This is a genomic window from Pelotalea chapellei (assembly GCF_018531195.1).
Lineage (GTDB): Bacteria > Desulfobacterota > Desulfuromonadia > Geobacterales > Pseudopelobacteraceae > Pelotalea > Pelotalea chapellei.
This window is the reverse complement of sequence record NZ_JAHDYS010000001.1, coordinates 44,556-57,732: the sequence shown is the minus strand read 5'-3', so window position 1 is coordinate 57,732 and position 13,177 is coordinate 44,556. Positions and strand designations below refer to the sequence as shown.

The 13,177-nt window shown below is 51.8% G+C and carries 11 protein-coding genes; 1 reads left to right on the top strand and 10 read right to left on the bottom strand.

The genetic code is table 11. The annotated features are described in order from the left end of the window. Window positions 1-236 precede the first annotated feature (236 nt). The 9 genes from KJB30_RS00225 to KJB30_RS00185 form a co-directional block, all read right to left on the bottom strand. Window positions 237-1,241, bottom strand: a complete 1,005-nt coding sequence (locus KJB30_RS00225; protein ID WP_214295922.1) for an NAD-dependent epimerase/dehydratase family protein — start codon at window positions 1,239-1,241, stop codon at window positions 237-239. Further along, on the bottom strand, window positions 1,238-2,875 hold the full coding sequence (locus tag KJB30_RS00220) for a fatty acid CoA ligase family protein (protein ID WP_214295921.1): 1,638 nt from the start codon (window positions 2,873-2,875) through the stop codon (window positions 1,238-1,240). Before KJB30_RS00220 ends, KJB30_RS00225 begins: the two co-directional genes overlap by 4 nt. A gap of 145 nt (window positions 2,876-3,020) precedes the next feature. Beyond that, a complete protein-coding gene (gene cmoB / locus KJB30_RS00215) occupies window positions 3,021-3,992 on the bottom strand; it encodes a tRNA 5-methoxyuridine(34)/uridine 5-oxyacetic acid(34) synthase CmoB (RefSeq protein WP_214295920.1) in 972 nt (323 codons plus the stop codon). Continuing rightward, the gene (gene cmoA / locus KJB30_RS00210) at window positions 3,989-4,723 is read right to left on the bottom strand and encodes a carboxy-S-adenosyl-L-methionine synthase CmoA (RefSeq protein ID WP_214295919.1); all 735 of its coding nucleotides are present in this window, start codon (window positions 4,721-4,723) and stop codon (window positions 3,989-3,991) included. The genes cmoB and cmoA overlap by 4 nt, the downstream gene beginning before the upstream one ends. 218 nt (window positions 4,724-4,941) lie before the next feature. Then, the gene (locus KJB30_RS00205; RefSeq protein ID WP_214295918.1) at window positions 4,942-5,619 is read right to left on the bottom strand and encodes a transposase; all 678 of its coding nucleotides are present in this window, start codon (window positions 5,617-5,619) and stop codon (window positions 4,942-4,944) included. Between the two features lie 152 nt (window positions 5,620-5,771). Continuing rightward, the gene (locus tag KJB30_RS00200; protein WP_214295917.1) at window positions 5,772-7,820 is read right to left on the bottom strand and encodes a bacteriohemerythrin; all 2,049 of its coding nucleotides are present in this window, start codon (window positions 7,818-7,820) and stop codon (window positions 5,772-5,774) included. Between the two features lie 297 nt (window positions 7,821-8,117). Further along, a complete protein-coding gene (locus KJB30_RS00195; protein ID WP_214295916.1) occupies window positions 8,118-8,366 on the bottom strand; it encodes a GSU3529 family protein in 249 nt (82 codons plus the stop codon). After that, window positions 8,363-8,620, bottom strand: a complete 258-nt coding sequence (locus KJB30_RS00190) for a GSU3529 family protein (RefSeq protein ID WP_214295915.1) — start codon at window positions 8,618-8,620, stop codon at window positions 8,363-8,365. Before KJB30_RS00190 ends, KJB30_RS00195 begins: the two co-directional genes overlap by 4 nt. A 15-nt stretch (window positions 8,621-8,635) precedes the next feature. Continuing rightward, complete coding sequence (locus KJB30_RS00185; protein ID WP_214295914.1) at window positions 8,636-9,769, bottom strand: aminotransferase class V-fold PLP-dependent enzyme; 1,134 nt, start codon at window positions 9,767-9,769, stop codon at window positions 8,636-8,638. Between the two features lie 115 nt (window positions 9,770-9,884). Between KJB30_RS00185 and KJB30_RS00180 the strand changes: the two genes are divergently transcribed. Beyond that, window positions 9,885-10,799: a LysR family transcriptional regulator gene (locus KJB30_RS00180; protein WP_214295913.1), complete on the top strand. Its 915-nt coding sequence runs from the start codon at window positions 9,885-9,887 to the stop codon at window positions 10,797-10,799. Window positions 10,800-10,967: 168 nt separating this feature from the next. Here KJB30_RS00180 and KJB30_RS00175 read toward each other — a convergent pair whose 3' ends face one another. After that, window positions 10,968-13,085, bottom strand: a complete 2,118-nt coding sequence (locus KJB30_RS00175; protein ID WP_214295912.1) for a hypothetical protein — start codon at window positions 13,083-13,085, stop codon at window positions 10,968-10,970. Between the last annotated feature and the right edge of the window lie 92 nt (window positions 13,086-13,177).

Sequence of the window (13,177 nt, the reverse complement as noted above, 5' to 3'; positions counted from 1 at the left end):
TCCGGTTGCGACGATCTAACTATTTTTGACCAACCTGAGATTTCAACAGATTCCTAGACCCTGAGTGTAATTTGCTGTTTTTTAATTTTACTGCATTTGGGTGAGGAAGCAAAAACAGGGATGGGAATGCGGTATGAAGGGGGGACGATTTGAATTACTTCGAAACAAATTGAAACAAAATAAGACAACATGAAAAATTGTGAGCTAAATAAATATGGGGGGTCTGTCTGGTATGCTCAGCAGGGAAAACGATTACCATTTTGCAACCACTGTTCCAAGCGAACGAGACCTTCGCTTATGGAAACTTCCGGTTGATATCCCAGATCCTTGCGGGCCGCGTCCATTTTAAACCAGTGGGCTGTGGCCAGTTCATGGGCCACGAAGCGGGTCATGGGGGGCTCTCCCCTCAGGTGCAGCAGGCCCCAGATCTTTTCGCAGAGGACTCCGGCAGCGTAGGCCACTCCGGGAGAAACGGTGCGGGTAACGGGCGGAAGCTGGGCGGCAGCCAGAATGCGGTTGACCATATCCCACAGGGGCAGCGGCTCGTCGTTGCTGATGAAATAGGCTTTGCCGGCCAGAGGGGCGCCAGGAACGAGACGGTCGGCCGCCTGCAGATGGGCGAGGGCGGCATTGTCCACATAGACCGTGTCCACCAGGCAGTCACGCTTACCGATGCGCCTTAACCTGCCCGCCCGGGCTTTGGCAATGATGCGTGGCACCAGGTGATTGTCTCCCGGCCCCCAGATCAGGTGAGGGCGCAGTGCCACGGTGGCCAGTTCGGGTGAATTTGCTGCCAGAACCATCTGTTCGGCGAGAGCCTTGGTGGCCGGATAATGTGCTTCATAGCGGCTGGGGTAGGGAAGTGATTCGTCGCCCCCTTCCACGTCCGTTCCGTCAAAGACCACGCTGGGTGAGCTGGTGTGCACCAGGCGGGGAATGTTGTGCGCCCGGCATGCTTCCAGAACGTTGGCGGTGCCGGTCACGTTGGCCCTGTAGAATTCGTCCAAGGCTCCCCAGATCCCGGCCTTGGCCGCCACATGGAAAATGACGTCGCAACCCGCGGCAGCCTTAATTACCGCTTCCCTGTCTCCCAGATCGCCCTTAACCTGCTTCACGCCCAATTTTTGCAGCTCCGGATATTCGCTACGGGAAAAGCTGACGACCTCGTCGCCTCGCTCCACCAGCATGCGCACAATCACGCCTCCCAGAAAACCGCCCCCGCCGGTGACCAATGCCTTCATGAAAGTTTCCCCTCGGCCCAGAGAGCCAATTTTTCCCGAAATATTTTGGCATTGTGGCGGATATCGACCGGAAAGGCGGGGTGAAAGAGGATTTTGTCGATATCTCTGGTGTGGGGATAGCGGCTGCCGATCTCCATCAGTTCACGCCTGATCTGCTCCTGAGCCGCTTTATCCACCTTGGATTCCAGCTCCACACACAGTATCGGCTGCTGGCTGCCCTGTTTGCCGACTCCAACAAGGGCGGTGCGGAAAACCTTCGGGTGAGTGTTAAAGACACCTTCCACCGGGATGGTAAAGAGCGTTTCCGTGGCGGTCACAATTCGGTGGGCCTTGCGTCCGCAGAACCAGATCCTTCCCGTATTGTCGACATAACCCAGGTCTCCCATGCGATGCCAGAAACCTCTCGCCGGGTCCGGAATTTTGGCCAGCCGTGTAGCCTCAAGCCGATTGAGGTAGGCCCGGCTAACCTGCGGGCCGGATACCGTAATCTCTCCCACTTGCCAGACAGGCAGGGGCAGATCAGCATTCCACGAGACGATCGGGTCATCACTGATCGGTATGATTGCCAGGGAAACTCCCTTCACCGGTCGTCCGACGCAGATGCCACGCCCTTCACCGGTCAGGCGCCCGGTTTCTCCCAGTATCTCGCGACTGCCGATGGAACTTACCGGCAGCGCCTCGGTTGCGCCGTAGGGAGTGAATATCTCGGCATTATCAGAAAGCATCTGTGTGCAGCGTTCCAGAACGGCTGCCGGAACCGGCGCGCCAGCTGAAATGATGCGTTTGAGGCCAGGAAGCTTGATTCCCCGGGTGACTGCGTAGCGGCTGACCCGGTTGAGCAGCGCAGGGGAACCGAACATGGTGGTGGCGCGGTATTTGGTGGCGATATCAAGGATCCGCTGCGGATTAACGTGGCCGGGACGTGTAAAATCCATCTGGGGAATTACGGCGGTCATACCCAGGGCAGGGGCGAACAGGGCAAACAGGGGGAAGGTGGGCAGGTCGATCTCCCCCGGGCGGATGCCGTAAAGATTACGGAGCATCTCAACTTGCGCGCTGAAGGTGCCATGGGTGTAAATGGCCCCTTTGGGTGCTCCGGTGCTGCCGCTGGTGAAGAGAATGGCAGCAATTTCGTTGCGTCCTGTTGCAGCAGGGGTGAAGTCTGCTCCACGCCCGGATTTGGCGATTTCAGCAAGAGGAATGCCGCCCCAGATACGCCCCCCACCGACGGTCACCAGTGTGGTAAGGCTCTTCTTGCCCCAGCCGAACAGCCGTCGCGCCACATGCGCCTTGGGAATACCGATGAAGGCAGTTGGTTCCGCATCTGCCAGGCATCCCTTCATGTTGCGGGCGCCGATGCCCGGATCGATGAAGACCGGCACGGCTCCTGCCTTGAAAAGGGCAAAGGTCAGAGCAAACAGTTCCGGTCCAGGCGGAACCAGCAGGGCAGTTTTGGTACCCCGGGTGATGCCGATGTGTTCAAGTCCGGCGGCCAGGCAGTCGCTCTCCGCATCCAGTTCCCGAAACGTGAGGGTGCGGTTGTCCTGGGGAAAAATTATGGCCGGGGTGTCTGGCTGCAGGCGCGCCATTTCAGTAAGAGGGCGGGATATGTTGACGATTTCGGTGTGGGGCATTGTGTGTCCAAGATTAAAGTTGTTCATGGTTGTAGACGCTGTGCAAGGGCGCTGTCAAGACTGTTGCCCCTCATTTCACTATCCACTGGTGAAATTGGATAAATCCTGTCTTAGCGTCTGGCGGGGGATGCGTAAACTCACAGCCTTACGGCCTGGTCGCGGTAAAGATCGCCCGTAGCGGTGCCGGGTGCCCTTCAATCGTCTTCGACTCGTCATCCGGATCAAGAAAATCCGCCAGCGACTCAAAACGCATCCACTCCGTCGAGCGTTGTTCCTCGCGGCTGGTGCGGACGGCATTGACGCAGGCAATCTCCGTGAATCCGCAGCGCTGCAGCCACAAGGTCATGGCCGCAATTGATGGCAGGAACCAGACATTTCTCATTTTAGCGTAACGTCCTGGCGGCATGAAGATCGTCTCCTGATCTCCTTCGACAATCAGCGTCTCCAGAATCAACTCCCCTCCCGGGCGCAGGCAGCCCTTCAACTCGAAAAGATGGTCGAGGGGTGAGCGGCGATGGTAGAGGACTCCCATGGAAAATACGCTGTCGAAGCAGGCAAGATTGGCAGGTACATCTTCGATGCCGATTGGAATGACATGGTGCTGTGGATCGCAATGGTAGCGTTGCATTACCTGGAACTGCATCACCGAAAGCAGAAAAGGCTCGATGCCGAGGACGAAGTCGGCGCCGGCGCCGCGCATGCGCCAGCCGTGATAACCGTTGCCGCAGCCGACATCGAGGACTCTCCGCCCGGCCAGCGGCTGGATGTGCGGCAGGAGGCGCTCCCACTTCCAGTCGGATCGCCACTCTGTGTCAATCTCAATACCGAAAAAATTGTAGGGGCCTTTACGCCAGGGGTGAAAAGCATAGAGCTTGGTGATCAACTCTTCGCGGTCGATGTGGCCAAGATCGCTGCTATCGCCGATGGTGACATTGTCCTGCAGCGCAATTCGGGATGGCTGTATCGCCGGCAGCGCCTGCAGAGCGCTCATCAAGCCTGCCATATCGCCGAAACGTTCGAGGAGCAGTCCCTCGGACAGGGCGGTCTGCAGTTGCTCAGACCAGCGCTCCTGACCCATGGCGGCAAGTTGCGGATAGAGTGATTCGTAGAATTTCATTTAATTGCGACCAGAGAGACAAAATTGAAGCACTGGAACCAAAGTTCAGAGGAAGAGAAGCCAGCCCACCGTAACCGCTCCTGATGGCAAGCGAGGGTCTCGGGGATCATTACCTTTTCAAGGGCTGACCGCTTCTGGCTGATCTCGAGGTCGCTGTAGCCGTTGGCCCGTTTGAAATCATGATGCAGTTCTTCATGAAAGTGTTGCCGCCCCGGCTCGCTAAAAGCGATCTTCTCCGAGAGGATAAGAACGCCGTTCGGCTTGAGCCCCGCATGGATTCGCTGAATCAGCGCCAGTCGCTCTGCCGGGGGGATGAACTGCAGGGTGAAGTTGAGGACGACGACCGAGGCGTTCTCAATCGTAACATCCTGAAGGTCGGTACAGAGCATCGTCACCGGAATGGTCGGCACACTGTCAAGAGCCAAGAGTTCACGGGCGCGCTCAATCATCACCGGGGAGTTATCCACAGAAATAATGTCGCAGTCTGGCGCATTGATCCGCTGGCGCATAGATAAGGTCACTGCCCCGAGGGAACAGCCGAGATCATAACAGTGACTCCCGGCTTGGGCGTATTTCGCGGCGAGGATGCCGATATTGGATACAATCATTCCGTAGCCGGGGACCGAGCGTTGAATCATGTCGGGAAAGACTGCGACAACCCGTTCATCGAATTGAAAATCAACTATATCCTGCAGGGGTGTAGCATAGATGGCATCGGTTTTTTGGGTCACAGGTTTCTGGTCCTATTTGTGGTAAAAAATAGTTGAAAAAATCTATTCTGCTGAGAGCATCATGAACTAAAAGAACTACAACGCCTGAAGGGTGACCGGCGCAGCGCTCGACTTTCAAGGCTTCCTTCCACACTTATCCACCAAGCGGTTACCGTGTCTACCCGGTTGGTTGGAATTCCTTCTTCCAATGTTTTTAATTTTTCAGCTATGGCAAAAAACTAGGGACACTTCCCTGTTTTCCGGGGGCGGCCGGGTGCTCCCGGACGTAATTTATGACTCAGGCTAAATTCCATCTGATCAACAAACTGTTCCGAACCAAAGGGGCGACCGGTTCGTGTCGCCCGACGGATGCCGGCGTCCGCTTCTTCATCCTCATCCCCGACAAATTTTGCATACTCGCTCTGCTCTTCAAGCGCAAGCCATGAATCCTTCGCCAACAATGGATCATTACTTCCCGTTATATGCGCGTTGGCGCTGGACCAGTGATATTCCTGCGCGCTTGCCGCCAGCCCCGCCTTCAACGGATTGCGTTCGATATAACGTGCAACCGCCCATAGGTACTGATTGCTTTCAACAATGCACGAAAAGAAACGATTTTGCCAGATACGGCCTGATTGACTCAGCTTTCGGTTCAGGTACTGGGTATATAGCATGTTGGTCAGGCCGATCCCACGTGCCAGACCGCTCTCGGTTTTGGGTACGGCAAGCAGGTGAACATGGTTGCTCATCAGGCAGTACGCCCATATTGCGACGTCATATTTGCGGGTGTATTTCAGGAGTAACTTCAAATAGGTCTGATTGTCTTCTTCGTCAAAGAAAACTGTCGCGCGATTGTTGCCGCGCTGGGTAATGTGATGTGGGGATCCTGCTGCTATTATGCGAGCAATTCGAGGCATGAAGGGATGTTAATGTAAACATGGAGGGGGATCAACAGAAATATGGGAAGTGTCCCTAATTTGTTACTAATTTATTCTGCACAATGAAGGGCTGATCAACGGGCGGCGCTGCCATGACGTAGCCATTCAGGTTGACTTGAAAAACATCTTCGCTACTTACGTAGGTGTGAGCCAAAGCGCTTGTCAGATCCTTGGATGTGATTTACCAGCCATTCTTTCAAAAAGCTCATTACTTCCAGACTCAATACAGTACCTGTACCGTATTTGTTCTGAATCTCCAGTACCTGCCTGCTCAAGGCATCGTGTTCCCGCTTATGCTCTTCATAAGATTTATACCCCGCATCTTTCATAAGTTTTTCTTCGTGAGCAAAGTGTGTTCGGGTATAACTGACAAGCCCGTCCAGAATAGAGCCTATGGCCTGGTTGCCCTTGCCCTGCCGCATGGCACCGTAGAGATTATTGATAATTTCCACCAAACGCTTGTGCTCCTGGTCCATAGCTTCGTAACCTACGCTGTAGCTGCTATTCCAGAGGAAAAAAGTCTGGGATTCGGAAAAGGAAAACTTTCCGACTACATTTTTAATTACCACTGAAAGATTGGAGAGCTGCTGCGAGATTGAAGCGCATTGTCTGGCATTTTCCGATGTATCTTTCACGACAATGGTTATCTGATGAATATTGCAACTGATTTCACTTGTGGTGGCAGTTTGCTCTTCAGCAGCGGTGGCAATCTGCTGAACCTGCATGTTGACGCTGTCGATCTCTTCCTGGATATTCCGCAAGGCCTCTCCGGAACGCGCTGCCTCGTGAGTCCCTTGCTCAACCTCGGCAACACCTTCTTCCATGGCAACAACAGCGGATCTGGTGTCGTTCTGTATTGATTTTATCATTCCGCTGATCTCGCGTGTGGCCCTGGTGGTCCGCTCGGCAAGCGCCCTTACCTCATCGGCCACTACCGCGAATCCGCGCCCCTGCTCACCTGCCCGGGCTGCCTCGATAGCAGCATTAAGCGCAAGCAGATTTGTCTGATCCGCAATATCTTCGATAGTCCCTATTATGGATCCTATCTCATCGCTCTGCTTGCCAAGCTCCTCCACTGTTTTCGCGGATACCTGGACACGCTCGGCTATCCTCTGCATAACAGCAATAGTGCTTTCTACGACCATGGCACCGTGATGTGCGGCCTCATTGGCCCGCTGAGCGCCCTCCGCAGCCATCTGGCAGTTCTGGGCAATATCGCCGGAAGTTGCCGACATCTCTTCAGTAGCAACAGCCACGGTAGTGGCCTGGACAACCGCATTTTCCGCAACGTTCGCCATACTATCGGCGCTTGACATCATGACGCCAGATGATTCGGAAACTTGGGAAGATGAATCTGCAAGCGTGCTGATCAATTCTTTCAGACTGTTCACCATCAGTTTGAATGATTCGGCGAGCTGCCCAATTTCATCCCGTGAGTCAGATGCAATTTCTATTCTGAGGTCGCCTTCTGCAATCAATCGCGCGTTATGGGAAAGCGATGTGATTGGCCTTGTAATACAGCTGGTAAGCAGCCAAGTGAACAGAGCTGCCAGGCCAATTGAAAAAACAGCCAGCATCCCGCCCAGCCATTCAAATCGTTTGGCCAATGAAAGTTCCTTATTAAATGTCTTGCTTTTCATGTCCTGGTGGTACTGGATGTAACCGGCAATTGCTGAGCCTAGTTCTTTGTACACTGGAGCGACATGTTCTACAGCAAAGGCAGAAGCCGCCGAACGATCAGCGGGAAACAAGGCTTTTTCCAAATCGATTAGCTTTAACGCCTGGTCGCGATATTTTGACCAGGCAGTTTCAAGTGCGGAAGCAAATTTGTTTGTATCATTGCCGGTTATCTTTTTTTGCAGAGAAGTTTCAAATGTTTTGTCTATGAGTTTGATTCTATTTTCCACATCAAGCATCGTTGCATCAAAATCGTTTTTTGACGTATGTACTAAACCGTAAAGCAGACCCACCCGTAAAGAGACACACTTGCTGTTAAGCTCTTCCAGTTGAATGATTTCATCAATTGCTTCATTGGCCACAACAGTACCGGCAGCTACCTGATGAGTACTATAGATGCCTAATATGGCAATCATGAGTAGCCAGATAGAAAAGCTGCCCGTGAATATGAACATTTTCGTCTTTACAGAAAGGTTCATGTAAAAATTTATAAATTTTTTCATTTAATTACTCCAATGTTATGCCAATAATACTACTATAAAATATGTAAATACCACATTTGACCATATCTTACAGCCATTTTTGTACTATATATGCTGGTAAAGTAGTAGCTGCAAAGTTTTTGAATATTATTTATTGTAGAAAAAACCAATTTTGCAAAATCTAACCCTTTGCTTCATATGAAACGATTTCTGGCAGCTCCTGCATAGAAGAAATACTCGTTTCTCCTGTGTTACTCAAAAGGCCGCATTTGTGCAATGCGGCCTTTTTTATTAAGTTTTTCCTTATTAAACAGCTTATTACATCACCAGACGATTCAAGGTCTTTTCCAGGATGACATTGTTGACCCCCATTCCCAGATAACCTGTCTGGCCGTAGGTGTCGTAGTTCGATACTTTTTCCGCCAGTTCGTCTATCTCGGCCTCCCTTGCATGGAACCGCTCCTTGTTTTCAATAATCCCATAGATGCGCTCCGCCAGAAAATCCGGTAGATCCTGTTCCTTTTGGGCCTTTTCTGTAACTGATCGCAGCTTTTCGAATGCCGTCATCTCTCTTCCTCCAGCCAGCCCAGTGTCCGTTTGATGTCTTCATGGTCATAGGCCCATTTACAGCAACCGGCTTCCGCGTAGACATCATACTCTCTGACCTGGGCCAGGAGAATTTCGATCAGATACTCTTTCCCCTGATAGGCCAAAGGATTTCTTGCCACCACAAGCACCGGATCGGCCAGCCATTTCGGCAGATCGTAGTTGTCATACTGGTCAAGCGTCGCTTCTTCCAGCTCTCTGAATATATCGTTCATTTCGTACCACCTTTCTTATCCGCGCAGCGCACGAAGAATATGTTCCACTTCAGACCAGTCCACTTCAGGGGTCATGTGGCACCACGACAAGCGAATAGACTGTTCCACCTTCTCGGACGACAGCCCCATTGCTCCTAGGACATGGCTTGGCGTACGAGTATGTGATGTGCATGCCGAGGTGCTGGATACGGCGATAACCCTTTTTAGCGCTTTGATTGCCTGCTCGGAGTTGATCCCTGGCAGCGAAACATTGAGTACATGGGGCAGCGTGTATTCTTCAGTGCCATTCTGTGCCGCGCCCAGCGCCAAGAATGGTGGCAGAATTTTGTGGCGGAACATTCGACATTTCTCGATACGCTCAGCGTTGTTTCGCACCGCAAGCTTTGCCGCTTCCCCAAGACCGGCTATCAATGGTACCGGCAGGGTGCCGGGACGCAACCCCTGCTCCTGGCCACCGCCGAACATGAGCGGACGCAGCGGGGGAAACTGACGGTCATGCTTGCGGGCGATCAGGGCTCCAACACCTTTGGGGCCGTATATCTTGTGGCCGCTGATCGAGATGAGATCGATACGCGGATTGCGGAGCTGTTCCAGTTCCTTGCCAAATCCCTGGGCCGCATCAACATGCCACCAGGTCTCCCGGTTCGACAAAATATCCGCAACCTCTGTTAGTGGTTGGAACACTCCGGTTTCATTGTTCACATGCATGGTCGAGACCAGAAGAGTGTCGGGACGAAGCGCATCCGACAATCGCTGCGGATCTATACGTCCGTCCGCCTGAACCGGCAGGATTTGCACCTCGAAGCCGAGCCGTGCCATCTCTTCAAGCGGCTCGAGCACAGCCTTGTGTTCGATGGCGGTAGCAATCAGATGGCGGCGTCCACTTTTTGTTCCCGCCTCGGCAAGCCCGAGTAGTGCCAGGTTGTTGCTCTCCGTGGCGCCGCTGGTAAAAATCACCTCGTCGCGGCGTGCCTTGACTACCTCGGCTATCTGGCCCCGTGCATGTTCCACGGCTGCAAGGGCAAATACACCATGGTCATGGATGGGGCTTGCCGCATTGCCGAAATCCTTTTCCAGAAATCGCATCACCACCGATGCTACCGACGGTTCCACCGGCGTTGTTGCATTGCAATCCAGATAAATAGCCATTTATTTCCCCCTCTCACCGGAACCTGTTGCCAAATATAGGGCTGTGCAGGTATATAATAAAAATATATTGTTTTTATGTGATCTATATATAAAACGAATAATAAGGCGTGAACTTATGGATTTGCGACAGTTGAAATTCTTTTTAGGTGTGGCGGCGTGCGAAGGTTTTACCAAGGCTGCAGAAAAATTGAACATAGCCCAACCTGCTCTCAGCATAGCCATCAAAAAACTGGAGGAAGAGCTGGACGTGCTTCTGTTTAACCGGAGGGATAGGAAGATTTCTTTAACAGCAGAAGGTGAAGCGCTATTGCTTCATGCGCAAAGCATTTTGCAAGGGGTCAGCAACGCGAAACAGGAGATTGCCGATCTACGGGGCCTGCTCAAGGGAGAGGTGCGTGTCGGCCTCACCCCGATGTTAAGTAGTTTTTTCTTCCCCAGGATAATTTCTTCATTCAAACAGGGCCATCCGGGCCTCAAAATTTCCATCTCCGGAGACAGCGCCTGGAGCATTCAGCGCAAAATCATATCCGGCGAGCTTGATATCGGGGTAATCGCCGGAGAAGTACCGGAAGGCCTGGACTCCCATCACCTGTTACGGGAAGAGATCGTTGCCTGCGTGCATCCCGGACACCGCTTCGCCGGACACAGAAAGGTTGCGCTGCTTGAGTTACTGGGAGAGCCGCTGATTCATTACAAGGAGGGATATCACCTGCGGGAGCTGATTGATGAGCTGTGTGCCAGTGAAAAGATCGTTCCGACGGTGGTGGCGGAATCAAATCTATTCTCTCTGATCCGGAGTCTGGTCAAGGAGAAGTTGGGCTTGGCGTTTTTCCTCAAGATGGTGGTTGCCCGTGATGCCGAAGTAGCCGCCATATCATGTGATCCACACCTTTTTATGGACCTCCACATAGCATGGAAGAAAAATTCGTATCTCTCCCGGGCGAACCGAGCCTTTGTTGATTTCCTCATCCAGGAGCTGGACGAATACTACATGCTCACACAGGTAGCAGGAACTTTTCCGTTGCCGTGAATATAGATGGCATCGCATATTCGGAGGAACGCACCTCCCTTCCGAGATGCACGCTTCGAAGATTACAGTTTTAACCTCGGCGAGTGATTCAATCCCCCTGTATCTTCATTGAAAGCTGTTGGCAATCTGTGCTGTTTTAAAGGAAGTGAACACCTTTCCCAGCTATCACTAATCAAACTCGAAGCAACCATAGTGGCTTCTATCGGAAATATCCTGCCATCCGGTAATAGTCACATCGAGCATCTGGGCAGCGGCATCCGTCACTCTGTCCACAAAAAAACCCTTCACCCCCTGCTTTAGTTCCAATAGCAACCAATAGTCTAAGGATGGATTGCCGAAAGTATCATCAGATCCTGCTCCGCTTGGAAAAAACTTACTCGAACCACCTAAAAAATCACCCACGACAGGTGGAAGCGATAGTTTATATCCAGCAATTTTGGTTCCGTTTATTTTTAACACCACATCCTTGATCAAAGGTAGAAGGCTCTTCAGATATTTTATTTTCTTTTTCTGGTCGATCTTGTCCTTATCTTTGCCTTCAATTTTTATAGCGCCAATCTGGATTTTGAGATACGTAGCGAGCAGGTACTTAGCCCCTTTCACTGCGACCTGTACTCCACTCTTCCAGGTACTCTGATACCAATGAATATTTTTGTAGTCCCCCACTTGGTTGTGCAAAAGCCACTCGGTAAAAATCCATTGGATCCCTCTGCCGAAGCGTTTGGTACGTAGTCTTGATGCGTCATAAGCCCAGTTTCCACGATCGTCCTTACAGGCTCCGCTTTTGGTCATCAGCACGGTTTTGGCCAGGGCCTTCTGGTTATATTTTTCACAGGCTGGAATGATTGCTCCGCTTACCGGATCGACTATGGCCACTTTGAGTCCGTCACCGTTTACCATGCAATAATCGCGTATGGGCTGAAAGTTATCTGAGAGCGTTGCGTCTTGTCCGGTTAGAGCAGATGCGATCTTCGCTGTCAGTTGCCGGCTGAAGGCAGCCGGAACCTGGTAAAATACTGTCAGGGAACCGGCGGTCTTCTGCGGGCTGTTCCCTGTCGCCGATACACCACTTATAATGGCTGTACGGGGATTGATATGCTGCTCAACCACGTCCTGGCATGCGGTATCGCCTTCAACCGCTATTTTTTCAAGCAGATTTTTGTACTCTCCACTAATCTGATCAGGATCTATCTGGAACATGAACGTGTATTCGGTTGACGATCCGGGCAATATGGCAGTTGAATCGTAGATTGATTTGATGATATTGGCGTCAAGCGCATGATTTGTGGTCATGGCATCATGGATGGGCTGGTAAAAGTCGACACCGGAATCTGTGGTAAATACTGGAACAGATTGCCGCTGTGCTTTCAGTGAGTCAAGGTGAACAAGGGTGGTAACTTTGACAACATAGCGATCCGCAATGTTGTCTCCGTATTTACTTAGGCAGGTATCTAAAGCGACCGAAGGACTTCTCCGGTAGCCGACCGGCTTCAATATCTCTGTAGTCATAGTGGAATGCGGTTCCAGAACGCCGTCGCCATTTGTATCTGACATGCTGCTGTCTGAGATGATTACCGAGGCGAGAGAGTAACCAGTTGGATTAAATGGATCGAAAGCGGCCAAATTTATACTTGCATGGGTTGGATCATCGTTTGTGAAATCGGTAAGTTTAGCCACGATGGCATCCCGATCTGCCTTGGAGACGTTAGATGTCAATGTCTGTATTGTTTTTCCCGGAATCGAATCGGTGATGGTTTGCCCCGCCTCGATAGCCAGTGATTGCGGATCGTGCATTGAAACATGGTCGCTTTGAGGCACTGCGCTGCCCCCCAGATTCTCCAGGCAGTCGCGGAAAGCGGTACCGGTGAGACCCAAGCAGGAATCCGGAATAACATCCTGTCTTTTCAGGGATGGAATAGCACTTGAAGGAGATGGGGCTGGCGCCGGCAGATCACTGACGGTCGATGCAACGCGTTTAGGTGCTGAGGCAGGAGAAAAATACAGGGCGAAATCTGAAAGCATGGCATCCGGCAGCTTTTTAGAAAGGGAATTTGCGTTGGCCGGTTCCAGTTTGAAAATGCTTGTGTTTTCGGAGAAAAGTTCACCACTGGCGGGAAATTGCGGGTGAGCTCTCAGGAGGTTGGTATAGTTCCCCTCCTTAAGCGAATTATAATAAACCGTGTTGACATGGTTCGTTGTCTCATCTCTCTGCGTGCCGGAGCATCCTGGTATTATCAAAACCAACGCCACCAGACAGATCACAAGAAATATGGTTCGTTTGTGCATAGTCCACCTCCCGCATGGAGTACCATCATTGATTAATTTGATTTACATCCATCTCCAATAGAAAAGCCTACCCAAAGATTGTCAGGGTAGGC

What these genes read in the sequence shown, in the direction of transcription:
- KJB30_RS00185 (WP_214295914.1), bottom strand. Translation starts at nt 9,769, where the DNA reads ATGGCTATTTATCTGGATTGCAATGCAACAACGCCGGTGGAACCGTCG.
- KJB30_RS00200 (WP_214295917.1), bottom strand. Translation starts at nt 7,820, where the DNA reads ATGAAAAAATTTATAAATTTTTACATGAACCTTTCTGTAAAGACGAAA.
- KJB30_RS00190 (WP_214295915.1), bottom strand. Translation starts at nt 8,620, where the DNA reads ATGAACGATATATTCAGAGAGCTGGAAGAAGCGACGCTTGACCAGTAT.
- KJB30_RS00225 (WP_214295922.1), bottom strand. Translation starts at nt 1,241, where the DNA reads ATGAAGGCATTGGTCACCGGCGGGGGCGGTTTTCTGGGAGGCGTGATT.
- KJB30_RS00175 (WP_214295912.1), bottom strand. Translation starts at nt 13,085, where the DNA reads ATGCACAAACGAACCATATTTCTTGTGATCTGTCTGGTGGCGTTGGTT.
- KJB30_RS00205 (WP_214295918.1), bottom strand. Translation starts at nt 5,619, where the DNA reads ATGCCTCGAATTGCTCGCATAATAGCAGCAGGATCCCCACATCACATT.
- KJB30_RS00180 (WP_214295913.1), top strand. Translation starts at nt 9,885, where the DNA reads ATGGATTTGCGACAGTTGAAATTCTTTTTAGGTGTGGCGGCGTGCGAA.
- KJB30_RS00220 (WP_214295921.1), bottom strand. Translation starts at nt 2,875, where the DNA reads ATGCCCCACACCGAAATCGTCAACATATCCCGCCCTCTTACTGAAATG.
- cmoB (WP_214295920.1), bottom strand. Translation starts at nt 3,992, where the DNA reads ATGAAATTCTACGAATCACTCTATCCGCAACTTGCCGCCATGGGTCAG.
- KJB30_RS00195 (WP_214295916.1), bottom strand. Translation starts at nt 8,366, where the DNA reads ATGACGGCATTCGAAAAGCTGCGATCAGTTACAGAAAAGGCCCAAAAG.